This window comes from Pseudomonas sp. 2725 (assembly GCF_050434585.1).
GTDB classification, from domain to species: Bacteria; Pseudomonadota; Gammaproteobacteria; order Pseudomonadales; family Pseudomonadaceae; genus Aquipseudomonas; species Aquipseudomonas jessenii.
In genome coordinates this window covers 98,573-121,075 of sequence record NZ_JBNDIV010000007.1, presented here as the reverse complement: position 1 = coordinate 121,075, position 22,503 = coordinate 98,573, and the positions used below count along the sequence as shown (strand labels likewise).

Annotated in this window: 21 protein-coding genes and 1 pseudogene; 9 read left to right on the top strand and 13 right to left on the bottom strand. The window is 61.0% G+C overall.

Going from position 1 to position 22,503, the window contains the following annotated elements; all coding sequences use genetic code 11:
* Positions 1–77: 77 nt before the first annotated feature.
* The 9 genes and pseudogenes from hisI to ABIE16_RS20640 all read left to right on the top strand — a co-directional run bounded on the left by hisI (position 78) and on the right by ABIE16_RS20640 (position 5,406).
* Positions 78–479 carry a phosphoribosyl-AMP cyclohydrolase gene (gene hisI / locus ABIE16_RS20680; RefSeq protein WP_007989281.1) on the top strand — a complete coding sequence of 134 codons (402 nt, stop codon included), beginning with the start codon at positions 78–80 and terminating at the stop codon, positions 477–479.
* Entirely contained in the window at positions 472–804 is a 333-nt protein-coding gene (locus ABIE16_RS20675; protein ID WP_007975564.1) for a phosphoribosyl-ATP diphosphatase, read from the top strand. The genes hisI and ABIE16_RS20675 overlap by 8 nt, the downstream gene beginning before the upstream one ends.
* 25 nt (positions 805–829) lie before the next feature.
* A complete protein-coding gene (locus ABIE16_RS20670) occupies positions 830–1,102 on the top strand; it encodes a twin-arginine translocase TatA/TatE family subunit (protein ID WP_057712370.1) in 273 nt (90 codons plus the stop codon).
* Positions 1,103–1,112: 10 nt separating this feature from the next.
* Positions 1,113–1,556, top strand: coding sequence for a Sec-independent protein translocase protein TatB (tatB, locus tag ABIE16_RS20665; RefSeq protein ID WP_150811974.1), 444 nt, complete (start codon positions 1,113–1,115; stop codon positions 1,554–1,556).
* Positions 1,553–2,347 carry a twin-arginine translocase subunit TatC gene (tatC, locus tag ABIE16_RS20660; protein WP_429521828.1) on the top strand — a complete coding sequence of 265 codons (795 nt, stop codon included), beginning with the start codon at positions 1,553–1,555 and terminating at the stop codon, positions 2,345–2,347. The genes tatB and tatC overlap by 4 nt, the downstream gene beginning before the upstream one ends.
* Positions 2,344–3,051, top strand: coding sequence for a 16S rRNA (uracil(1498)-N(3))-methyltransferase (locus ABIE16_RS20655; RefSeq protein WP_429521827.1), 708 nt, complete (start codon positions 2,344–2,346; stop codon positions 3,049–3,051). The genes tatC and ABIE16_RS20655 overlap by 4 nt, the downstream gene beginning before the upstream one ends.
* A gap of 222 nt (positions 3,052–3,273) precedes the next feature.
* Positions 3,274–4,335: pseudogene (locus ABIE16_RS20650) on the top strand (methyl-accepting chemotaxis protein); the annotation flags it as partial.
* Positions 4,318–5,190 carry a methyl-accepting chemotaxis protein gene (locus ABIE16_RS20645; protein ID WP_371918066.1) on the top strand — a complete coding sequence of 291 codons (873 nt, stop codon included), beginning with the start codon at positions 4,318–4,320 and terminating at the stop codon, positions 5,188–5,190. The pseudogene ABIE16_RS20650 and the gene ABIE16_RS20645, both read left to right, overlap by 18 nt.
* Before the next feature lie 93 nt (positions 5,191–5,283).
* Positions 5,284–5,406 (top strand): hypothetical protein, encoded by a 123-nt coding sequence (locus tag ABIE16_RS20640; RefSeq protein WP_429521826.1) that lies wholly within the window; start codon positions 5,284–5,286, stop codon positions 5,404–5,406.
* On the opposite strand, the gene mdoH is transcribed toward ABIE16_RS20640, so the two are convergent.
* The 13 genes from mdoH to ABIE16_RS20575 form a co-directional block, all read right to left on the bottom strand.
* The gene (mdoH, locus tag ABIE16_RS20635) at positions 5,394–7,964 is read right to left on the bottom strand and encodes a glucans biosynthesis glucosyltransferase MdoH (protein ID WP_150811978.1); all 2,571 of its coding nucleotides are present in this window, start codon (positions 7,962–7,964) and stop codon (positions 5,394–5,396) included. The two genes, ABIE16_RS20640 and mdoH, sit on opposite strands and share 13 nt — an antisense overlap.
* Complete coding sequence (locus ABIE16_RS20630; protein WP_090452641.1) at positions 7,957–9,771, bottom strand: glucan biosynthesis protein G; 1,815 nt, start codon at positions 9,769–9,771, stop codon at positions 7,957–7,959. Before ABIE16_RS20630 ends, mdoH begins: the two co-directional genes overlap by 8 nt.
* Positions 9,772–10,092: 321 nt before the next feature.
* Positions 10,093–10,530, bottom strand: coding sequence for a D-aminoacyl-tRNA deacylase (gene dtd / locus ABIE16_RS20625; protein ID WP_057712378.1), 438 nt, complete (start codon positions 10,528–10,530; stop codon positions 10,093–10,095).
* The gene (gene pip / locus ABIE16_RS20620; RefSeq protein ID WP_429521825.1) at positions 10,527–11,498 is read right to left on the bottom strand and encodes a prolyl aminopeptidase; all 972 of its coding nucleotides are present in this window, start codon (positions 11,496–11,498) and stop codon (positions 10,527–10,529) included. The genes dtd and pip overlap by 4 nt, the downstream gene beginning before the upstream one ends.
* Positions 11,499–11,602: 104 nt before the next feature.
* Entirely contained in the window at positions 11,603–12,520 is a 918-nt protein-coding gene (locus ABIE16_RS20615) for an alpha/beta hydrolase (RefSeq protein ID WP_429521824.1), read from the bottom strand.
* A 161-nt stretch (positions 12,521–12,681) separates the two neighbouring features.
* Entirely contained in the window at positions 12,682–13,638 is a 957-nt protein-coding gene (locus ABIE16_RS20610; protein ID WP_218495262.1) for a choline ABC transporter substrate-binding protein, read from the bottom strand.
* A gap of 264 nt (positions 13,639–13,902) precedes the next feature.
* Positions 13,903–14,706 (bottom strand): N-formylglutamate deformylase, encoded by an 804-nt coding sequence (gene hutG, locus ABIE16_RS20605; protein ID WP_429521823.1) that lies wholly within the window; start codon positions 14,704–14,706, stop codon positions 13,903–13,905.
* A 10-nt stretch (positions 14,707–14,716) separates the two neighbouring features.
* The gene (hutI, locus tag ABIE16_RS20600; protein WP_218495264.1) at positions 14,717–15,922 is read right to left on the bottom strand and encodes an imidazolonepropionase; all 1,206 of its coding nucleotides are present in this window, start codon (positions 15,920–15,922) and stop codon (positions 14,717–14,719) included.
* 17 nt (positions 15,923–15,939) lie between these two features.
* A complete protein-coding gene (locus ABIE16_RS20595; RefSeq protein WP_057712384.1) occupies positions 15,940–17,346 on the bottom strand; it encodes an amino acid permease in 1,407 nt (468 codons plus the stop codon).
* 109 nt (positions 17,347–17,455) lie between these two features.
* Positions 17,456–18,988, bottom strand: a complete 1,533-nt coding sequence (hutH, locus tag ABIE16_RS20590) for a histidine ammonia-lyase (protein ID WP_429521822.1) — start codon at positions 18,986–18,988, stop codon at positions 17,456–17,458.
* A 119-nt stretch (positions 18,989–19,107) separates the two neighbouring features.
* Positions 19,108–20,631 (bottom strand): histidine ammonia-lyase, encoded by a 1,524-nt coding sequence (gene hutH, locus ABIE16_RS20585; protein ID WP_090452628.1) that lies wholly within the window; start codon positions 20,629–20,631, stop codon positions 19,108–19,110.
* Positions 20,632–20,781: 150 nt separating this feature from the next.
* Positions 20,782–21,612, bottom strand: a complete 831-nt coding sequence (locus ABIE16_RS20580) for a quaternary amine ABC transporter ATP-binding protein (RefSeq protein WP_052961897.1) — start codon at positions 21,610–21,612, stop codon at positions 20,782–20,784.
* A complete protein-coding gene (locus tag ABIE16_RS20575; RefSeq protein WP_057712387.1) occupies positions 21,609–22,460 on the bottom strand; it encodes an ABC transporter permease in 852 nt (283 codons plus the stop codon). Before ABIE16_RS20575 ends, ABIE16_RS20580 begins: the two co-directional genes overlap by 4 nt.
* Positions 22,461–22,503 lie beyond the last annotated feature (43 nt).

Here is a 22,503-nt window from a genome sequence, read left to right as displayed (position 1 = left end):
TTGTGTGAACGACTGGCACACTGTTTGAACGCCTGAGCTCGGCTATTGAAGTGTCGAGCCCGCTGTCGGAGTCGAAGATGAAAAACTGGCTGGACGAGATCAAGTGGGACGCTGACGGCCTGGTGCCGGCCATTGCCCAGGATCACAAGACCGGGCGCGTCCTGATGATGGCCTGGATGAACCGCGAAGCACTGGAACTGACCGCTGCCGAGAACCGTGCCATTTACTGGTCACGTTCCCGTGGCAAGCTGTGGCGCAAGGGCGAAGAGTCCGGCCATGTGCAAACCCTGCACGAGATGCGCCTGGACTGCGACGCCGACGTCATCATCCTGATGGTCGAGCAGATCGGCGACATCGCCTGTCATACCGGCCGCCAGAGCTGCTTCTACCGCGTCTATGAGAACGGCGACTGGACAACCGTCGACCCGGTCCTGAAAGATCCGCACGCCATCTATTCCGCAGGGCACAAACATGAGTGACACTCTCACCCGCCTCGCCGAGGTACTGGAGGAGCGCAAAGGCGCCGCCGCCGACAGCTCGTATGTCGCCAGCCTGTACCACAAGGGCTTGAACAAGATTCTGGAAAAAGTCGGCGAAGAGTCGGTCGAAACCATCATCGCCGCCAAGGACGCCGCCGTCAGCGGCGACTGCAGCGATGTGATCTACGAAACCGCCGACCTGTGGTTCCACAGCATGGTCATGCTCGCCCAATTGGGGCAGCATCCACAGGCTGTACTCGATGAACTGGACCGTCGTTTCGGTCTCTCCGGACACGCCGAGAAAGCCTCGCGCCCGTCCGCCTGAATAACTATTAGAGAGGAGCAGCAGCATGGGCATTTTTGACTGGAAACACTGGGTCGTCATCCTGGTTGTCGTGGTACTGGTGTTCGGCACCAAGAAACTGAAAAACCTCGGCACTGACGTCGGCGAGTCGATCAAGGGCTTCCGCAAAGCCATGAACGACGATGAAAAACCGGCCGACCCGAACGCGACCCCGGCCCAACCGGTTCCTCCGGTTCAGCCACAGGCATCCGTGAACCAGCCGCACACCATCGACGTGCAGGCACAGAAAGTCGAAGAGCCGATCCGCAAAGACGTGTGAGCACTGACTAATGTTTGGTATCAGCTTCTCTGAACTGCTGCTCGTCGGCCTCGTCGCCCTGCTGGTGCTGGGTCCCGAGCGCTTGCCGGGCGCTGCGCGCACCGCCGGCCTGTGGGTCGGGCGCCTGAAGCGCAGCTTCAACGCAATCAAACAGGAAGTTGAACGTGAAATCGGTGCCGACGAGATTCGTCGGCAACTGCACAACGAGCACATCCTTTCGCTTGAGCAGGAGGCGCGGAAAATCTTCACGCCGACCCAGCAGGAGCCGACGCCGGTGGAACATGTGGGTACGCAGACGATTCTTGCGCCTGCCGCGGCTGTCGACCCGACACCTGCTCCGACGGCGGAACCTGCGCCTGTTGTGGCAGCGATGCCGGTTGAACCCGTTGCTCCAGCCGCCGCGCCGACAACGCCAGCGCCCAATGACACCACTTTGCCGCCGCGAGCCCCATGAGCGATCTCCCTGAAAACGACCAGCACATGCCGCTGGTTTCGCACCTCACCGAGTTGCGTACCCGCCTGCTGCGCTGCGTAGCGGCGATCTTCATCATCTTTGCCGGGCTGTTCGCCTTCACCCAGCAGATCTACACCTTCGTCTCCACACCGCTGCGCGCGTACCTGCCCGCTGGCGCGACGATGATTGCCACTGACGTGTCGTCGCCGTTCCTGACGCCACTGAAGCTGACGATGATGGTCTCGCTGTTCCTGGCCATTCCGGTGATCCTGCACCAGATCTGGGGTTTCATCGCCCCCGGCCTGTACAAGCATGAAAAGCGCATCGCCGTGCCCTTGCTGGTCTCCAGCATCTTTCTGTTCTACGCCGGCATGGCCTTCGCCTATTTCCTGGTGTTCCCGCTGATCTTCAAGTTCTTCGCTGCCGCCACCCCGGCCGGCGTGGAAATGATGACCGACATCACCAGTTACCTCGATTTCGTCATGACGTTGTTCTTCGCCTTTGGCGTAGCGTTCGAGATTCCGGTGGCCGTGGTGCTGCTGGTGTGGATCGGCGTGGTCGATGTCAAATACCTGAAGAAAATCCGTCCGTACGTGATCATCGGCTGCTTCGTGGTCGGCATGATCCTGACGCCGCCGGACATCTTCTCGCAGACCCTGCTGGCCGTTCCGATGTGGCTGTTGTTCGAGGTCGGCATCCTGTTCGGCAGCCTGATCAGCAAGCGCGGCGACCATCCGGAAGACCAACCGGCTGACGATCACAACGACCAGCCGCCAGCGACCCAAGCGTGAACCTGCTGCTCCTCGAAGAGGCCGATTTCATTGCGGCCGACCGCGCGATCCTGCGTGATCGCCGGTTGACCCACATGCAGGAAGTCCACCGCTGCGAAGTCGGTGACAGCATGCGCGTCGGGCGAATCGGCGGTTTGATGGGTTCGGCCGAAGTGCTGCGCCTGGACGCCGACGAAGCGGAATTGCGCGTCACCCTCGACCAGCCACCACCGGCCAAGCTGCCATTGACCCTGGTATTGGCCCTGCCACGGCCCAAGATGCTGCGCAGGGTGTTCCAGACCGTGGCGGCCATGGGTGTGCCACGGGTCGTGCTGGTCAACAGCTATCGCGTCGAGAAGAGCTTCTGGCAGACCCCGTTCCTGGAGCCAGAGGCGATTCGCGAGCAGTTAATCCTCGGCCTGGAACAGGCGCGGGATAGCGTGTTGCCGGAAGTCGTGATCGAGAAGCGCTTCAAGCCCTTCGTCGAAGACCGTCTGCCCGCGATGACCGAAGGCACCCTCGGCCTGGTGGGGCATCCGGGCAATTACCCGCCCTGCCCTCGCGCACTCAGCGAACCGGTGACCCTGGCCATCGGCCCCGAGGGTGGCTGGATTCCCTACGAGATCGACCTGCTGGGCAAATCCGGTCTGCAACCGGTGCAACTGGGCGAGCGCATCCTTCGCGTCGAAACCGCCGTGACCGCGCTGCTGGCACACCTCTTTTAAATCCAGACACTGTCCCTGTCGGAGCGAGCTTGCTCGCGATAGCGGAGTAACAGTCGACATCCGTGTTGCCTGAAACAACGCCATCGCGAGCAAGCTCGCTCCCACAGGTCAACATTTGCCACAGATGTTCACTTACCCGTACATCGGGAGTCACCTACAGAATCCAGCCCTCCTGCCGATACACCCCCCATAAAACCAATTTGTGGTCCGGGGAGTTTCAGCATGTATCAATGGCTAGCCGAGAATCTGGGTAACGTCAGCGTCAAACGCAAGCTGGGGATCGGCTTCGGTTTGGTGCTGCTGCTGACCCTGCTGATCACCTTCACCGGCTGGAGCGGCCTGAGCGGCGTGACCAGCCGCGGCGATAAACTGGGGTTCATCGCCAGTCTCAACGACCTGACCAAGGACCTGCGCATTGCACGCCTGGGTTACGAGATGCGTCGCGGCGAACAAGGTCCCGGCGCCGTCAACGATCTGTTGGGCAAGCTCGAAAGCGGCCTGCAGACCGCCCGTGGCCTGATCGAGCAACCGGCCGATACGGCCATGGTCGATCAACAACTGGCCGCTGTCGCCGAATACCGCCGCGCCTTCAACGACATGACCCAGGCCGGCGCCCAGCGTGAAGACGCCCGCAGCAAACTCGGCGCCACTGCCGACAATGCCGTGGCCCGCGTCGCCGAAGTGGAAAAATCCATGCTGCAAGGTGACAGCGTAGCGGCGTTCAACAGCGTGATCGACCTGAGCAAACTGATCCAGCAGGCGCGCTTCCAGGTTCGCGGCTACACCTACAGCGGCAAGAGCGAAGCCGAACAGCCAGCCCTCGACGCGATCGACAACGCCCTGAAGAACCTCGAGAGTTTGCCGACCAAACTGCCCGAAGAACACATCGCCAACCTGCAACAGGCAACTGACTCGCTGAAGGCCTATCGCGCCGCCGTCAGCCAGTTCCGCGACTCCCAGGTGGCCAGCGCCAAGGCCCTGGTACGCATGTCCACCCAAGGCGACATCCTGTTGGACATGAGCCAGAAACTCACCGTCTCGCAAACCGTCGTGCGTGACACCGACGCCGCCCATGCCAAGAACATGCTGACCCTCGCCACCGTGCTGGCCATCGCCTTCGGCCTGCTGGCCGCCTGGGCGATCACCCGACAGATCATCATTCCATTGAACCAGACCCTGATCGTGGCCCAGCGCGTCGCCAGTGGCGACCTGACGCACAACCTGACATCGCAGCGCCGCGACGAACTCGGCCAGTTGCAGCGGGCCATGCAAAGCATGACCCAAGGTCTGCGCGAACTGATCGGCGGCATCAGCGATGGCGTCACGCAGATCGCCAGCGCCGCTGAAGAGCTGTCTGCCGTCACCGAACAGACCAGCGCCGGGGTCAACAGTCAGAAGGTCGAAACCGATCAGGTCGCAACCGCCATGAACGAAATGGCCGCCACCGTGCAGGAAGTTGCGCGCAACGCCGAAGAAGCCTCCGAAGCCGCCGTCGCCGCCGATCAGCAGGCCCGGGAGGGCGACAAAGTCGTCGGCGAAGCCATCGCCCAGATCGAACGCCTGGCCGCGGAAGTCGGTCACTCCACCGAGGCCATGGGCGAACTCAAGCGCGAAAGCGACAAGATCGGCAGCGTGCTCGACGTGATCAAGTCCGTGGCCCAGCAAACCAACCTGCTGGCCCTCAACGCCGCGATTGAAGCCGCCCGTGCCGGTGAGGCCGGGCGCGGTTTTGCCGTGGTCGCCGACGAAGTCCGCAGCCTGGCCCAGCGCACACAGAAGTCCACCGAAGAGATCGAAGAGCTGATCGTCGGCCTGCAAAACGGCACTCAGCAGGTGGCGACCATCATGGACAACAGCCGCACCCTGACCGACAGCAGCGTCGAACTGACCCGCCGTGCCGGCGGTTCACTGGAAAGCATCACCCGCACGGTGTCGGCGATCCAGGCGATGAACCAGCAGATCGCCGCGGCTGCCGAACAGCAAAGCGCCGTGGCGGAGGAGATCAACCGCAGCGTGCTGAATGTGCGGGATGTGTCGGATCAGACGTCGGCGGCGAGTGAAGAGACGGCAGCGTCCAGTGTTGAGCTGGCGCGGTTGGGGACGCATTTGCAGATGTTGGTGGGCAAGTTCAGGGTTTGAGGTGATCCGTATGCCTCGGCCTACTAAAGACCGAGGTGATGCCTTCGCGGGCAAGCCCGCTCCCACAGGGCTCGACAGTGTTGCGCTAATCGCATGAACGCCAAAGTAAAAGCGATCGACCAGACGCTGCCGTTACAGAATCTGGTGCAAGCTCAAGAACAAACTTCAAACCATAAAAAACCCCGCTTTCGCGGGGTTTTTTATTACGCCATCTGAGGCTGCACACTCAACGGCTTGAGCGGCAGCAGCGGCGCGTGAGGATCGGCCTTCACCGACTTGCGCCACGCGCCCAGCCACTCTGGATGGCCCTCGCTCCAAACCTGCTCATGCAGGCGGGCCAGAGCTACCGGATCGCTCAACAACTGCACACGCTCGTTGTTGGTCAGGCCTTCGGGCCCGACTTTCATTGCATGCCGTACCCGTTCGATCCGCAGCCATTCGATCGGCTCGGACTGATTGTGCCGGGAAGTCGCCAACGAGCACGCCAGGGCGTTTTGCTGTGGATCGACCACCGAGCGGACGAAGCCGTCGTTCAGCGCGTGCCAGCGGTTTTCGTGGGTGTACTGGTCGGTCGCCAGCAGTGCCTGCGGCGGATTGTATTCCTCAGGGATCAGGAACAGGTTCTCGTCACGGGACTTCAGGCCCAGGCCGACACGACTGGAGATCACCGACACCGGGATCGACAGCATCAACGAACCGACGATCGGCACCAGCCACCACAGGAAGCTCGGGTTCAACCAGATCACCAGCAAGGCCCAGAAGAAGCCCAGCAAGGTTTGCGGACCGTGGCGCTTGACCGCCTCGCTCCATGGTGTGGAGTCGTCGTCACGCTGCGGGGAATTCCACGTTGCGGCCCAGCCGAGGAACGCGGCCAGTACGAAACGGGTGTGGAAAATCATCCGTACCGGCGCCAGCAGCATGGAGAACAGCATCTCCAGGAGCATCGACAGGGTCACCTTGAACTTGCCGCCGAACTCTTTCGCACCCTTGGCCCAGATCAGGATGATGCTCAACAGCTTCGGCAGGAACAGCAGCACGATGGTGGTCGAGAACAGCGCGATCGCCTTGTCCGGATGCCATTGTGGCCACAGCGGATAGAGCTGACGCGGTTCGAGGAAGTATTGCGGTTCCATCAGCGTGTTGACCGCCAGCAGCGCGGTCGACAGCACCAGGAAGAAGAACCACAACGGCGCCGACAGGTAGGACATCACGCCGGTCAGGAACACCGCGCGGTGCACCGGGTGCATGCCCTTGACCAGGAAAAGGCGGAAGTTCATCAGGTTGCCGTGGCACCAGCGACGGTCGCGCTTGAGTTCGTCCAGCAGGTTCGGCGGCAGTTCTTCATAGCTGCCCGGCAAATCGTAGGCAATCCACACGCCCCAACCGGCACGACGCATGAGCGCGGCTTCGACGAAGTCGTGGGACAGGATCGCACCGGCGAATGCGCCTTTACCGGGCAATGGCGCCAGGGCGCAGTGCTCGATGAACGGCTTCATGCGGATGATCGCGTTGTGGCCCCAGTAGTGCGATTCGCCCAACTGCCAGAAGTGCAGGCCGGCGGTGAACAGCGGACCGTACACGCGGGTGGCGAACTGCTGCATGCGAGCATAAAGGGTGTCCATGCCCGACGCACGCGGCGCGGTCTGGATGATCCCGGCGTCCGGCGTGGCTTCCATCAGGCGTACCAGACTGGTCAGGCACTCACCGCTCATCACGGAGTCGGCGTCGAGTACGACCATGTACTTGTAGTCACCGCCCCAACGACGGCAGAAGTCGTCGAGGTTGCCGCTTTTACGTTTTACGCGACGACGACGGCGGCGATAGAAAATCTTGCCGAAGCCCCCGGCTTCGCGGCAGACATCCAGCCAGGCCTGTTGCTCGGCGACGCAGATATCGGCGTCGTTACTGTCGCTGAGGACGAAGAAGTCGAAGCGGTCCAGGTCACCCGTGGCCGCGACCGATTCGAACGTTGCACGCAGACCGGCGAATACCCGAGGCACGTCTTCGTTGCAGATTGGCATCACCAGCGCGGTGCGCGCATCCTTTGGAATCGGCTCGTTACCAGCACTTTTACCGGAGATGCGGTATTTATCGTGCCCGGTTAGCAACTCGAGAAAGCCCATCAACGCGGTCCAGAAACCGGCCGAAACCCAGCAGAACAGAATCCCGAACAGGATCAGGATGCTGGTCTGCAATGCATATGGCAGCACTTGGGTGGCGGTTTGCAGTAACGGTTGGTGCAACACTTCGTCGAGGTCGACGAATGACCAGCCCTGGTAAGGCATGAGGCCTTTCATGAACCAGCCGGCGACGATGGTCTGACCGAGCATCAGTACCAGCAGAATGTAGCGGCGGATCGAACCGACGGTGCGCCAGCGCGCGGCCGGCAACACGTTCTCGTCTTTCGGCGGCTTCGGCGGATTGGTGCGACCGGTCAGACGCCGCCAGCCGCGCACCAGAATATTGGTGCGCCACGGCTCCGGCACGACTTTGGTCCGACGAATCGGTGGGGTCGCCTTAAGGCAGACGCGACCGCTGGCGTCGAGCACCAGCATTTCGGCGTCCTGCAATTCTTCGGCAGTGCTCAGGGTCAAGCGCTTGCCGACCGAAGCCTGGGCGGCCTCGGCTGGCGCGTCGAAAGTCGAGGACGACAGACGCTCATGCAGTTCACTGAAAGACCTGCAGCCCGCGAGTTCCGCGCGCTGCTGGTCGGTCATCGGCAGATGCGCCAGATACTCGGAAAGAGTTTCTGGCCGTACTTGAGAGTTACTCATCGGCAGGCAACTGATAGCTCCAGGTCTCGGTCAGGACTTCTTCAGTCGGGGCCGATTCCGGTGTGGCTGGGGCCGCGTCGGCAGCGACAGGCTGCTTGGCGTCTTTATTGGCCTTGTCCTTGGCATCTGCAACAGGCTTGGCTTCGGCCTGCTTGGCCTCCGCTTGCCTGGCTTCCTTGTCAGCTTTCTCTTGTTGCTTGGCGGCAACCTTGTCGGCCTTGGCAACCGACGAGTTCGACGACGGAATCGAAGTCTTGGCCAGGTCCGCCGGCACGATGTTCTGCACCAGCGCGGCACGCATCTCGGTGGACTTGCTCGGATCCTTGATCTTCATCCGCAGGGTCAGGCGCCAGCCTTTGGTTTCAGGATTATAGCGAACGCTGTTTTCCACCAGCTCGGCGTTGTCGCCGACGCTGACCTGGCTGCGAACGTCCGCTTCGGCCGGCAAAGCCGCCAGGGACGGGCCTTCAAAGTCCACCAGGTAGGCAACGCTGCCGTCCGGCTGACGAATCAGGTTGGACTGTTTGACGTCACCAGTGGAGCGCAGGGTTTGTTTGACCCAGGCGCTGTCCGGCGCGTGAATCGAGGCTTCATCCATGGTCCAGTGCATACGATAAGCGACATCGAGCGGCTGGCCAGGTTCCGGCAATTTTTCCGGATTCCAGAAAGCAACGATGTTGTCGTTGGTTTCATCGGCGGTCGGAATCTCGACCAGGTCGACCGTGCCCTTGCCCCAGTCACCCTTCGGCTCGATCCAGGCACTTGGGCGCTTGTCGTAGCGGTCGTCGAGGTCTTCGTAGTGGCTGAAGTCGCGGCCACGTTGCAGCAGACCGAAGCCACGCGGGTTTTCAACGCTGAAGTTGCTCACGGCCAGGTGCTTCGGATTGTTCAGCGGACGCCAGATCCACTCGCCGTTGCCGGCATGGATCGCCAGGCCGCTGGAATCGTGCAGCTCGCGACGGTAGTTCAGTACTTTCGACGGTTGGTTGGCGCCGAACAGGAACATGCTGGTCAACGGGGCGATGCCCAGTTTGCCGACCTTGTCACGCAGGAACATCTGCGCCTTGACGTCGACGATGGTGTCGCTGCCCGGACGCAGGGTCAGGCGGTAGGCGCCGGTGGCACGAGGAGAATCCAGCAGGGCGAAGATCACCAGGTGCTTGTCGCCTGGCTTGGGCTGCTGAATCCAGAACTCGCGGAAACGCGGGAATTCTTCGCCGGACGGCAATGCGGTATCAAGCGCCATGCCGCGAGCGGACAAACCATAGACATGACCCTTGCCGACGACGCGGAAGTAGCTCGCGCCAAGCATGGTCATGATTTCGTCTTGCTTGTCGGCCTTGTTGATCGGGTACAGCACACGGAAACCGGCATAACCCAGTTGTTCGGTGGCCTTTGGATCGAACTTCATATCGCCGAAGTCGAAACGACTCGGATCGTATTTGATCTCTTCGACGGTGTTCGCGGTGATTTCGTTGATTTTCACCGGCGTATCGAAATGCATGCCCTGGTGATAGAAGGACAGCTTGAACGGCGTCTTCTGGTCAGCCCACTCGGCTTTTTCCGTCAGAAAACGAATTTTCTGATAGTCCGCGAATTTCATGTCGCGGAACTCGTTCGGCAGGTTACTGCGCGGCGCTTCGAATTTCTGCGCGGCCAGTTCTTTTGCCTTGACCGATACATCATCCAGACTGAATGCCCAAAGCTGACCGGCGCTGAGCAGGCAGAGCAGTGCAGAGCCCGCTACCAGGGCGCTGCGTAACCGTTTGGCAGACAATTTTGGTGCGTTACAGGGACTAACAATCACGAGCAACCCTCGCCGAAAACAGATCAAAAAACCAACGGCCAGTTAAAGGGCCTGCACGGTGTACGGTATGAAAAAACCGCCCTTGCAAACCACTCTTGCCAAGTTGGCGAGCATTGTTCCGACTCCGCTGTGGCGAAATGATTCCCCAATCGGATCCGGACAAGTCTCTACCTAAGTCAAAATGGACCAACGAACGCTGATCCCCGTAGCGCGGGATTATCTAGTAGGCCGCGTTACAACGCATCAGGGGTAACAAAGTATTTATCGCGAAAAAGCCCTGTTTTCAGCCGAAATGAACGTAAAAACTTGTTTCAAGCGCTTTCAGGTCTGTAACAGGAAGGTTACCGGGCCATCATTGACCAGGTGCACCTGCATATCCGCGCCGAATCTACCTGATGCCACAGTGCCATGCACCTGTTTCGCTTTGCTTAATAGATAGTCGAACAGCTCCTCGCCCAACGCCGGAGGGGCCGCGGTCGAGAAACTCGGACGCAGCCCGTTTTTTGTATCGGCAGCCAGGGTGAACTGAGAGACCAGCAGCAGCCCACCGCCCACATCCGCCAAGGACAGATTCATCTTGCCCTCAGCGTCACTGAATACCCGATAGTTAAGCAGCTTATTAAGGAGTTTGTCAGCGCTGGCCCGCGTATCGTCGGGCTCGACGGCTACCAGGACCAGCAATCCCTGATCGACGGCACCCACGATCTCGCCCGCGACCTCGACCCGCGCGCCGCGCACCCGCTGCAACAGGCCCTTCATGCTTCTTCAGGCGGCAGGTCGAGCAGACGCCGGGCCATCTGATTGGCGGCGCGTACCAGTGCGTCGGTGATGCCAGGCTCGGAAGCGGCATGACCGGCATCACGGATGACCTGCAGTTCGCTGTTCGGCCAGGCTTGATGCAATTCCCAGGCGTTATCCAGCGGGCAGATCACGTCGTAGCGACCATGAATGATCACGCCGGGCAAATGGGCGATCTTGCCCATGTCGCGGATCAGCTGATTCTGCTCCAGGAAGGCGTGGTTGCTGAAGTAGTGGCATTCGATGCGGGCAATCGACAACGCACGTTGAGGCTCGGAGAAACGGTCGACTACCAGAGGGTTAGGGCGCAGGGTCGCGGTGCGGCCCTCCCAGGTGGACCAGGCCTTGGCTGCGTGCATCTGGGCGATCTGGTCATTGCCGACCAGGCGCTTGTGGAACGCGGTGAGCAAGTCGTCGCGCTCGTCCAGCGGGATCGGCGCGATGTAGTCCTGCCAGTAATCGGGGAACAGGCGGCTGGCGCCGGCCTGGTAGAACCATTCGATTTCTTGCGGACGGCAGAGAAAGATCCCCCGCAGGATCAGGCCATGCACACGCTCAGGATGGGTTTGCGCGTAGGCCAGCGCCAGGGTCGAACCCCAGGAGCCACCAAACAGCACCCATTTTTCGATGCCCAGATGCTGGCGAATCCGCTCGAGGTCGGCGACCAGGTCCCAGGTGGTGTTGTTTTCCAGGCTGGCGTGGGGGGTCGAGCGACCACAACCGCGCTGGTCGAAGGTGACGATGCGATAAAGATTTGGATCGAAGTAGCACCGACTCTGGGCATCACATCCGGCACCGGGGCCGCCGTGGATGAACACCACCGGCAAACCTTCCGGTGAACCGCTTTCGTCGACATACAGCGTGTGGGTCTCGTCGACGGCCAGATCGTGCCGGGCGTGGGGTTTGATCTGCGGGTACAAAGTCTGCATTGCGCGCTCCGTAAGGGGTCGAGGTCATCCCTGGGGGGACTTCTATTATTCTGCCGTTGGGCATCATAAACCCGAATTACGTCAATGAGCATGCCCGTGCGAAGTCAGAGTTTTTCCGCAAGATAACCAAACAGGGTTTCGTACAGCGCATCGACCTCGGCCACCTGCCCGCGGGCCCGTAAACAGCCATGGACCAAACCCTCGCCGACGTACAATGTGGCAGCAACGCCGGCAGTATTCAGTCGCTCGGCATACAGCACGCCGTCATCACGCAACGGGTCCAATTGCGCCACGGCGATCCATGCCGGTGGCAGTCTGCTGAAATCCGTGGCAAGCAATGGCATGGCGTAGGCGTTCGGATGGCGGGCGCCCTGCAGGTAAAGCGAGTGATAGCAATCGACGTCACTGCTGCTGAGTAACGGCGCGTCGATGCACTCACTGCGCGACGGCAGCCGGTGATCGCCGCCCAACCCCGGATAGATCAGGACCTGCGCGCACGGCACCGGCTCGCCGGCATCGCGCAGCGCCAGGCACAACGCTGCCGCGAGGTTGCCACCGGCACTGTCGCCGGCCACCAGCGTACGCGCAGGGTCAAGTTTAAACGGCCCGGTGCGCAGTGCTCGCCAGACTTTGAGGCAATCGTCGAAGGCCGCCGGAAACGGATGTTCCGGCGCCAGACGGTAATCGACGGCGATCACCAATACGCCAAGCGTCGAGGCCAGTTCCGCGCAAATGAAGTCGTGGGAATCCAGATCCCCCACCACCCAGCCACCGCCATGTAGATAAACGATGCACGGCACGCCACCAGCAGAAGGTGAAACCGGCGGCTGATACGAACGAACGGCAACCCCCGCCAACTCGAAATCGACCACATACAACCCGGCGGGACGCGGCGGCGTGAATGCCCGGCACATCTCGCTGTAGGCCTGGCGCAATCCGGTGATACTGCTGTCGGTGCTATTGAAACTCAGGGTTTTGTCGACGAATGCCGTCATTTGTTCAGAGAGCGGATAAGGAGCCATAAGACTGGTGCAAGCCTGTTCAGGTTTTTAAGACGTACTTATGACCTGTGGGAGCGAGCTTGCTCGCGATTGCGAACTGACAGGCAACATAGATGTTGAATGTGAGGGCGCCATCGCGAGCAAGCTCGCTCCCACAGGTTTTGCAAACATCTGGAAAGGTGTCAGTTCTTCAGACTGGCCTGAACCGTGGCCACGCCATCCTTGCCATCAAAACTGCTGACACCCGCCAGCCAGCGCTGGAGATCTTCCGGATGCTCGCGCAGCCATTTTTTCGCGACATCCTGAGCCGTTTGGCGCTCCATGATCGGCACCATCAACTGGCTTTCCTGGGCGGCGGTGAAGGTCAGGTTTTCCAGCAGTCGATTGACGTTCGGGCAGCGCTGGGCGTAATCCGGCGCGGTTACGGTGGAAACGGTCGCAGCACCTTCATTCGGGCCGTACACGTCTTCGCTGCCGGTCAGGTAGGCGATCTTCATGTTGATGTTCATCGGGTGTGGAGTCCAACCGACGAACACCACGAACTCCTTGCGATTCACGGCGCGCTGTACGGCGGCGAGCATGCCGGCTTCACCGGACTCGATCAGTTTGAAATCCTTCAGGCCGAAGTGATTGGTTTCGATCATGGTCTTGATCGTGGTGTTGGCGCCGCTGCCCGGCTCGATCCCGTAGATCTTGCCGCCAAGCTGATCCTTGAATCTGGCGATGTCGGAGAAGGTCTTCAGGCCCGCCGCTGCTACATAGTCAGGGACTGCAAGGGTGGCCTGGGCGTCAGCCAGGCTCGGCTTGTCCATGACTTTGACTTGATTGGCGGCCAGGAACGGCGCGATGTTTTTGTCCATCGCCGGTTTCCAGTAACCAAGGAAAATGTCCAGGCGCTTGTCGCGGATCCCGGCGAAGATGATTTGCTGAACGGCGCTGGTCTGTTTGCTTTCGTAGCCGAGGCCATTGAGCAACACGTCGGCCATGCCGCTGGTGGCGATCACATCGGTCCAGTTGACCACGCCCATGCGCACTGTTTTGCAGGAGGCGTCGTCAGCGGCCAGGGCGCCGGTGCTCAGGAGAGCCGTGCCGCAGAGGATTGAGAGACAGCGGGCGAACAAACCTTTGGTGCTTGTCATAGAGAGCATCTCGTGCGGCAGCGATTATTGTGAGGTCGGTGTCTTTGTGCACCGTGGCCAGAACATTACGCAGCAGACGAGCGGTAAAAGCGACCTGTGGCGACCGTGTTTTGCACGGTGGCGACTGTTACGTCGCACTTTCAAAATGAACACTTACCTGTGGGAGCGAGCTTGCTCGCGATGGCGGTGGATCAGTCGACATAGATGTAACAGACAGACCGCTATCGCGAGCAAGCTCGCTCCCACAGGGTTACGCGTCAGGCTTTAGCGCTTGTAGTGTTTTTCACCCCAGGCCAGCAAGCCTTGCAGCAACTCCTTGAGCACCAACCGCGTCGGTTCCGCCAGATCCGGGCGATAGCGGAACGGCTCGAACTCTTCCATGTAGGTGCACTGCCCCAACTCCAGTTGCACCGCGTGGATGTTCTCGGCCGGATTCCCGTAATGGCGAGTGATGTGCCCGCCCTTGAAGCGCCCGTTGAGTACGTGGGTGTAGTTGTCGTGAAGCGCGCAGATCGCTTCCAGTCGGGTCGCAAGCTGTGGATCGCAACTGGCGCCGTTGAAGGTGCCGAGATTGAAGTCCGGCAACTTGCCGTCGAACAGGTGCGGGATGATCGAGCGGATCGAGTGCGCATCGAACAGCAGCGCATAGCCGAACTCGGCCTTCAGTCGCGCCAGTTCCTGCTGCAAGATGCTGTGGTACGGCGTCCAGATCTGCTCCAGATAAGTCGCGCGCTCTTCTTTCGAAGGCTCCAGCCCTTCGCGGAACAACGGAATGCCGTCGAACAGCGTCGCCGGGTACAGACCGGTGGTCGCACCCACGTACAAAGGCTTGTCGTCGGACGGTCGGTTAAGGTCGATAACGAACCGCGAGTACTCGGCCGCCAGGGTGCTTGCACCCAGTTCCGCGGCGAAGTCGTATAGCTGCGGGATGTGCCAGTCGGTGTCCGGCAGGCTTTTCGCGTCAGGGATCAACCCGGCTTCGACCGCAGGCGTCAGGCGCACGCCAGCGTGGGGCATGCTGATCAGCAGCGGTACGCGGCCTTGTTTGAAGTTCAGAACCTTATCCACAACAGATCTCCTACAGACTTGATTCGACGCCGTGGCGCACGACGCGTTTTTCCAGGTCGCCGCCCAGCCAGTAACACAGGTCGGCCGGACGATCGATTTGCCAGGCGACAAAATCCGCGACCTTGCCGACCTCCAGCGAACCATGAGTATCGGCCATGCCCAACGCGGTGGCGGCATGAATCGTCGCGCCGGCCAGAGCTTCTTCCGGGGTCATGCGGAAGCAGGTGCAAGCCATGTTCAGCATCAGGCGCAACGACAGCGCCGGCGAGGTGCCCGGGTTGAGGTCGCTGGCGATGGCGATTTTCACGCCGTGCTTGCGCAGGGCTTCCATCGGCGGCAATTGGGTTTCACGCAGGAAGTAAAAGGCGCCGGGCAACAGCACCGCGACCGTACCGGACTTGGCCATGGCGATGGCGTCGTCCTCGGTCATGAACTCCAGGTGATCGGCGGACAACGCGTGGTAACGCGCCGCCAGGCTCGAGCCATGCAGCGACGACAACTGCTCGGCGTGCAGCTTCACTGGCAGGCCCAGTGCCTGGGCGGTAATGAACACCCGCTCGACCTGCGCCGGGGAAAACGCCAGGTACTCGCAAAACGCATCCACGGCGTCGACCAGCCCTTCGGCAGCCAGGGCCGGGAGCATGTCGGCGCAGATGTGATCGATATAGTCGTCAGCGCGATCCTTGTACTCCGGCGGCAAGGCGTGAGCCGCCAGGCAGGTGCTGCGCACGCTGACCGGCAGTTCGGCGCCGAGGCGACGGGCCACACGCAGCATCTTGCGCTCGTTGGCCAGGTCCAGGCCGTAGCCGGACTTGATTTCGATGCTGGTAACGCCATCACGCATCAGGCTTTTCAGGCGCTTGGCGGCACTGGCGAACAGTTCATCTTCGCTGGCTGCGCGGGTGGCGCGTACGGTGCTGGCGATACCGCCGCCACTGGCGGCGATTTCCGCGTAGCTGACGCCTTGCAGGCGCTGTTCGAATTCACCGCTGCGGTTACCGCCGAACACCGTGTGAGTGTGGCAGTCGATCAGGCCCGGCGTGACCCAGGCCCCGTTCAAATCATTGACGGCCGGATACTCGCCCGCCGGCAACTCACCGCGCGGGCCGATCCACTCAATGTGCGCTCCTGACGTCACGATGGCCGCATCCTCGATGATCGAGTAGACGCCTTGTGCCATGGTTGCGACGTGACAGTGTTGCCAGAGAGTTTTCATCCTTGGCCTCCATTAGGTTATCGATGGGAAAAATTAGGATCCTGCGTCACCAGGGCTGCCTGGCCCGCCGCCGGTTTCACCCACGTCAGGTAAGCCAGCACCAGCAACACGATCCAGACCACGCCGACGATCAGCGCTGCCTGGGTGTCCGGGAAATAGCCCAGCACGCCGAAAATGAACAGCATGAAGGCTATCGCCGCCGCCGGCGCATAAGGCCAGAGCGGTACCGGGAACTTCAGTTGTGCAACCTGCTCGGCGCTCATGGACCGGCGCATGGCCACTTGGGTCACCAGAATCATCAGCCAGACCCACACCGTGGCAAAGGTCGCGACGGAAGCGATCAGCAGGAACACGTTTTCCGGGATCAGGTAGTTCAGCAACACGCCCAGCAACAGCGCGGCACTCATCACCACTACCGTCATCCATGGCACGCCATTGCGCGACAGGCGGGCGAAGCCTTTGGGTGCATGCCCTTGCTGGGCCAGACCGAACATCATGCGGCCAGCGCCGAAGATGTCACTGTTGATCGCCGAAATCGCCGCCGTGATCACCACGATGTTGAGGATGGTGGCCGCCGAGCTGATCCCCAGCTTGTCGAAAATCTGCACGAACGGGCTGCCCTGGCTGCCGATCTGCTGCCATGGAAAGATCGACATCAGCACCAGCATCGTCAGCACATAGAACAGCAGGATCCGCAACGGTACAGCATTGATCGCCCGGGGCAGCACGTGCTGCGGGTCTTTGGCTTCACCTGCCGTTACGCCGATGATCTCAATACCGCCAAACGCAAACATCACCACCGCGAACGAAGCGATCAGACCGCCCATGCCATTGGGCATGAAACCGCCGTGGCTCCAGAGGTTGCTGATGTCGGTCGCCTGGCCGGGGGCCGAGCTGATGCCGAACCACATGATGCCGAAACCACCCAGGATCATCGCGACGATGGCGGCAACCTTGAGCAGCGACAGCCAGAACTCCATTTCACCGAAGACTTTGACGTTGCACAGGTTCAGGCCGCCAACGATGGAAACGACACCCAGCACCCAGATCCAGCGGGAAACCTCCGGAAACCAGAAGCCCATGTAGATACCGAATGCAGTGACATCGGCCATGCCGACGATGACCATTTCGAATGCGTAGGTCCAACCGAGGATGAAGCCCGCCATCGGCCCCAGATAGGTGCTGGCGTACTGGCCGAAAGAGCCGGCCACCGGGTTGTGCACCGCCATCTCACCGAGGGCGCGCATGACCATGAACACCGCCGCGCCACCGATCAGGTAAGCGAGCAGTACCGCAGGACCGGCCATTTGAATGGCCGAGGCAGATCCATAAAACAGCCCGGTGCCGATTGCCGACCCCAGCGCCATGAAGCGAATATGTCGGGCAGAGAGCCCGCGTTTCAAACCTTTTTCTGGCTGTTGCATTTCTCGTCCCTAATTATTGTTATCCGACGCAAAATCGAATCGCGAGCGAGTTCGCTCCCACATTGGGTGGCATGCACCTGTGGGAGCGAGCCTGCTCGCGAAGGGGCAATTACAGGCTAGGCAGCAACTTCGCCGACACCAGCTCGTTCAGGCAACGGGAAGCCAGCAACTCGCTCGCAGCGTTGATATCCGGTGCAAAGAAGCGGTCCTTCTCATAGAACGGCACTTCGTTACGCAGAATGGCACGGGCTTTTTCCAGTTTTGGCGAAGTCTTCAGACCATTGCGCAGGTCCAGGCCCTGGGCTGCCGCCAGCCATTCCACCGCGAGAATCCCACGGGTGTTCTCGGCCATTTCCCACAGGCGCTTGCCAGCCGCCGGAGCCATCGATACGTGGTCTTCCTGGTTGGCGGAAGTCGGCAGGCTGTCCACCGAATGCGGATGGGACAACGCCTTGTTCTCGCTGGCCAATGCCGCTGCAGTCACCTGGGCGATCATGAAGCCGGAGTTCACACCGCCGTTGGCCACCAGGAACGGCGGCAGTTGCGACATGTGCTTGTCCATCATCAGCGAGATACGGCGCTCGCTCAGGGAACCGATTTCAGCGATGGCCAATGCCATGTTGTCAGCGGCCATGGCCACCGGCTCGGCGTGGAAGTTGCCACCGGAGATCACGTCACCTTCAGCGGCGAAAACCAACGGGTTGTCGGAAACGGCGTTGGATTCGATCGCCAGTACTTCGGCCGCTTGACGGAACTGGGTCAGGCAGGCACCCATGACTTGTGGCTGGCAACGCAGGGAGTACGGGTCTTGTACCTTCTCGCAGTTTTCATGGGAGTCGGAGACTTCGCTGCGCTCGCCCAGCAGATCGCGATAAGCGGCGGCGGCGTCGATCTGGCCTTTCTGGCCACGGGCAGCATGGATACGGGCGTCGAACGGCGAACGCGAGCCCAGGACCGCTTCAACGGTCAGGCCGCCCAGTGCCAAGGCACCAGCAAACAGGTCTTCACCTTCGAACAGGCCACGCAGGGCAAATGCGGTGGACACCTGAGTGCCGTTGAGCAGCGCCAGACCTTCTTTCGCAGCCAGAGTCAGCGGGGTCAGACCAGCAACTTTCAGCGCTTCAGTGGCTTCCATCCACTCGCCCTTGTAGCGAGCCTTACCTTCACCCAGCAGCACCAGCGACATATGGGCCAGAGGCGCCAGGTCACCGGAAGCACCGACCGAGCCTTTCAATGGAATGTGCGGGTAAACCTCGGCATTGATCAGGGCGATCAGCGCGTCGATCACCACACGGCGGATGCCAGAGAAACCACGGCTCAGGCTGTTGACCTTGAGCACCATGATCAGACGCACCAGCTCATCGCTGATCGGCTGGCCGACACCAGCGGCGTGGGACAGCACCAGCGAGCGCTGCAGGTTTTCCAGGTCTTCGCTGGCAATGCGGGTCGAGGCCAGCAGACCGAAACCGGTGTTGATTCCGTAGGCGGTGCGGTTCTCGGCGAGGATCTGTTCCACGCAGGCAACGCTGGCTTCGATCTGGGCCGAGGCGCTGTTGTCGAGGGTCAGTTTCACCGGCTGCTGATAGACGTCACGCAGTTGGGTGAGGGTCAGTTGGCCGGGAATCAGATTTAGCGCAGTCATTTTTGTGCTCCTTTTGAGAGTTAGCTATTAACTAACCAGACGCTCCGGAGATGTCCGTTGTCCGTCGCTTCCCCCTTTTTGAGAGGGTGGCGCCTTGGCACGCTGGTTTTATAGGGAAATCAATTCAAATTCGGTAAGGTTTTTTGCAGCAAAACAGGGTCTTTCAGAACACTGGCAGCGGCGGCAATGTCTGGTGCCAGCCAGCGGTCCTGGTCGTAGGCAGGAACTCGCTCACGCAGCAGACGCCAAGCGGTATCGGTGCCCGCACCAAAGCGTTGTTCCTTCAAGAATTCAAACGCCTGGGCCGCCAGCAAATACTCGATGGCGAGGATCTGCGTGCAGTTTTCCAGCGCGCGATGCAGCTTCAGCGCAGCGTTGGTGCCCAGGCTCAGGTGATCTTCCTGAAGACCGGAAGTGACGTAATTGTCGAGGACTGCCGGTTGCGCCAGTTGACGGTTCTCCGCGCACAGCGAAGCGGCCACGTATTGCACGATCATCATCCCGGAGTTCACGCCCGGGTTGGCCACCAGGAAAGCCGGCAGGCCGCTGACGTGCGGGTTGATCAAACGGTCCAGACGACGCTCGGCGATGGAGCCGATTTCCGCCATGGCGATCGCCAGCAGGTCCGCCGCCATTGCCACGGACTGGCCATGAGGGTTGGCCTGGGACACCACGCGGTAATTGTCCGCGGTGCCCAGCACCAGCGGGTTGTCGGTGGCGCCGTTGAGCTCGGTTTCGATCTGTTTGATCGCGTGCACCAGTTGATCGCGCGCAGCACCGTGCACCTGCGGGATCGAGCGAATGCTCAGGGCATCCTGGGTGCGAATGCCTTTGCTCTGGGCGATCACTTCGCTGCCGTCGAGCAAGGCCCGAAGGTTGATCCCGACCTGTTGCATGCCCGGGTGCGGCTTGAGCGCGATGATCTCCGCGTCGAACGCATCGATCTGCCCGCGCTGGGCTTCGAAGCTCATGGCGCCGATCACGTCGGCCCATTCCAGCAGGCGCGTGGCATCGGCAATCGCCAGGCAGCTCAGGCCGCTCATGCACGGCGTACCGTTGACCAGGCACAAACCGTCCTTGGCACCGAGCTTGACTGGTTGCAGACCTTCTTCGGCCAGCGCTTGCTGCGCGGAAACGATCTGCCCGCGATAGCTGACATTACCCACGCCCAGCAGCGCGATGCCGATGTGCGCCATGTGAGTCAGGTAACCCACGGAACCCTGGGACGGCACCTGCGGGGTGATGCCCCGGTTGAGTAGCGCCAGCAGCGCTTCGACGACCTGACGGTGCAGGCCGGATTTGCCGTGGCTGTAGTTGACGATGGCCGCGCACATGATCGAGCGGGTCTGCTCGTCGGTCAGCGGTGCACCCACGCCGCAAGCGTGGCTGAGCAAGGTGTTGCGCGACAACTGGCTGAGTTGTTCGTCCTGCAGCGAAACGTTGCACAGCGCGCCCAGGCCGGTGTTGATGCCGTAGGCACGTTCGCCGCTGGTGACAATGCGCTGGACGATGGCCTGTGCGTTTTCGATGCGCGCCCAGATCGGTGCCGACAGTTCAAGCTGTGCGCCATGACGAGCAACGGCGACCACATCCTGCCAACTGACCTGCGACTCGGTGATAACGATTTTTTCAGCCTGGGACATCTTCAACCTCTGCGTACAAACCTGAATATTGATGCATCTTTACCGGCCTCATCGCGAGCAAGCTCGCTCCCACAGGTTTTGTGAACACCGGGGATCCACTGTGGGAGCGAGCTTGCTCGCGATGGGGCCAGCACAGCCGGCACAAACCTTTTAAACCACCGCCGCCCGACGCTGCACAAAGCGGTCGACATACTCATCCGCCGGCGAATGCAGGATCTCTCTTGGCGTGCCGACCTGGATCAGGCGGCCATCCTTGAGAATCGCGATGCGGTTGCCGATGCGCACGGCCTCGTCGAGGTCGTGGGTGATGAAGACGATGGTCTTGTGCAGGGTCTTTTGCAGTTCCAGCAACTGGTCCTGCATCTCCGCGCGGATCAGCGGGTCGAGGGCGCTGAACGCTTCGTCCATCAGGATGATGTCAGTGTCCGCCGCCAGGGCGCGGGCCAGGCCCACACGCTGACGCATGCCGCCGGATAGCTGGTGCGGGTATTTGTTTTCGTAGCCCTTGAGGCCCACGGTGTTGATCCAGTGCAGCGCACGCTCAGCGCACATGGCTTTGCTTTCGCCACGGATTTTCAGGCCGTAGGCGACGTTGTCCAGCACGCTCTTGTGCGGCAACAGGCCAAAGCTCTGGAACACCATACTGATCTTGCGCCGACGAAATTCGCGCAGGGCTTCCATGTCGTATTGCAGGATGTCCACGCCGTCCACCAGGATCGCGCCGCTGGTCGGGTCGATCAGGCGGTTGAAGTGGCGCACCAGGGTCGACTTGCCTGAGCCCGACAGGCCCATGATCACGAAGATCTCGCCGCTGCCGATGCTCAGCGACAGGTCATTCACGCCGACCACGCAGCCGGTTTCGGCCAGGACCTGGTCCTTGGTCTTGCCCTGGCCGATCATGGCCAGCGCATCCTTGGAACGGTTGCCGAAAATCTTGAAGACGTTCTTGACTTCGATCTTGCTCACGGTTGCGTTGTTCATTTGCTCACCTCATGCCGTGCGCGACCATACGCCTGTGTAATGCGGTCGATCACCACAGCCAGAATCACGATCGCCAGACCGGCTTCAAGGCCACGCCCGACGTTGAGGGTCTGAATCCCCACCAGCACGTCTTCACCCAGGCCACGGGCACCGATCATCGAGGCGATCACCACCATCGACAGGGCCATCATGGTGGTCTGGTTGATCCCGGCCATGATGCTCGGCAGGGCCAGTGGCAGTTGCACGCCGAACAGTTGCTGCCAGCGGTTGGCACCGAAGGCGTTGATCGCTTCCATCACTTCGCCGTCGACCTGGCGAATGCCCAGATCGGTCAGACGGATCAGCGGTGGTGCGGCGTAGATCACCGTGGCGAAAATCGCCGGGACCTTGCCCAGGCCAAACAGCATCAGAACCGGGATCAGGTACACGAAGCTCGGCATGGTCTGCATGATGTCCAGCAACGGCATCAGCACCGAACGCAGGCGGTTGCTGCGTGCCGAGAGAATGCCCAGCGGAATGCCGATCAACACCGAAATGATCGTCGCCACCATCATCAGCGCCAGGGTCTGCATCAGCTTGTCCCAGAGGCCGACCGCACCCACCAGGAACAGCAAACCAACGATGACGGCAGTGGTCACGACCTTGCGGGTCGCGTGCCAGGCTACACCGGCCACGATGGCCAGCATCAGCCACCAGGGTGCAGCACGCAGCAGGCCTTCAAGATTGACGATGGCCCACAGCAGGGTGTCGGAGATGCTGCGGAAAACGTCGCCGTAGTTGGTAACCAGCGAATCGACCCAACCGTTGACCCAGTCGGCGATGGAAAAGGTAAAGCTTTCGGGAAACATAAGAGACTCTCAATCAAGGGGTTGCGATCAAGCGTCCGACTGC

Bases quoted from the DNA above. Each gene is read 5' to 3' on its own strand.
- dtd (WP_057712378.1), bottom strand. From the start codon at position 10,530: ATGAAGGGCCTGTTGCAGCGGGTGCGCGGCGCGCGGGTCGAGGTCGCG.
- ABIE16_RS20675 (WP_007975564.1), top strand. From the start codon at position 472: ATGAGTGACACTCTCACCCGCCTCGCCGAGGTACTGGAGGAGCGCAAA.
- ABIE16_RS20610 (WP_218495262.1), bottom strand. From the start codon at position 13,638: ATGACAAGCACCAAAGGTTTGTTCGCCCGCTGTCTCTCAATCCTCTGC.
- ABIE16_RS20615 (WP_429521824.1), bottom strand. From the start codon at position 12,520: ATGGCTCCTTATCCGCTCTCTGAACAAATGACGGCATTCGTCGACAAA.
- pip (WP_429521825.1), bottom strand. From the start codon at position 11,498: ATGCAGACTTTGTACCCGCAGATCAAACCCCACGCCCGGCACGATCTG.
- hutH (WP_429521822.1), bottom strand. From the start codon at position 18,988: ATGACTGCGCTAAATCTGATTCCCGGCCAACTGACCCTCACCCAACTG.
- ABIE16_RS20645 (WP_371918066.1), top strand. From the start codon at position 4,318: ATGCAAAGCATGACCCAAGGTCTGCGCGAACTGATCGGCGGCATCAGC.
- hisI (WP_007989281.1), top strand. From the start codon at position 78: ATGAAAAACTGGCTGGACGAGATCAAGTGGGACGCTGACGGCCTGGTG.
- ABIE16_RS20670 (WP_057712370.1), top strand. From the start codon at position 830: ATGGGCATTTTTGACTGGAAACACTGGGTCGTCATCCTGGTTGTCGTG.
- tatC (WP_429521828.1), top strand. From the start codon at position 1,553: ATGAGCGATCTCCCTGAAAACGACCAGCACATGCCGCTGGTTTCGCAC.
- ABIE16_RS20640 (WP_429521826.1), top strand. From the start codon at position 5,284: ATGAACGCCAAAGTAAAAGCGATCGACCAGACGCTGCCGTTACAGAAT.
- ABIE16_RS20575 (WP_057712387.1), bottom strand. From the start codon at position 22,460: ATGTTTCCCGAAAGCTTTACCTTTTCCATCGCCGACTGGGTCAACGGT.
- ABIE16_RS20580 (WP_052961897.1), bottom strand. From the start codon at position 21,612: ATGAACAACGCAACCGTGAGCAAGATCGAAGTCAAGAACGTCTTCAAG.
- tatB (WP_150811974.1), top strand. From the start codon at position 1,113: ATGTTTGGTATCAGCTTCTCTGAACTGCTGCTCGTCGGCCTCGTCGCC.
- mdoH (WP_150811978.1), bottom strand. From the start codon at position 7,964: ATGAGTAACTCTCAAGTACGGCCAGAAACTCTTTCCGAGTATCTGGCG.
- ABIE16_RS20595 (WP_057712384.1), bottom strand. From the start codon at position 17,346: ATGCAACAGCCAGAAAAAGGTTTGAAACGCGGGCTCTCTGCCCGACAT.
- hutI (WP_218495264.1), bottom strand. From the start codon at position 15,922: ATGAAAACTCTCTGGCAACACTGTCACGTCGCAACCATGGCACAAGGC.
- hutH (WP_090452628.1), bottom strand. From the start codon at position 20,631: ATGTCCCAGGCTGAAAAAATCGTTATCACCGAGTCGCAGGTCAGTTGG.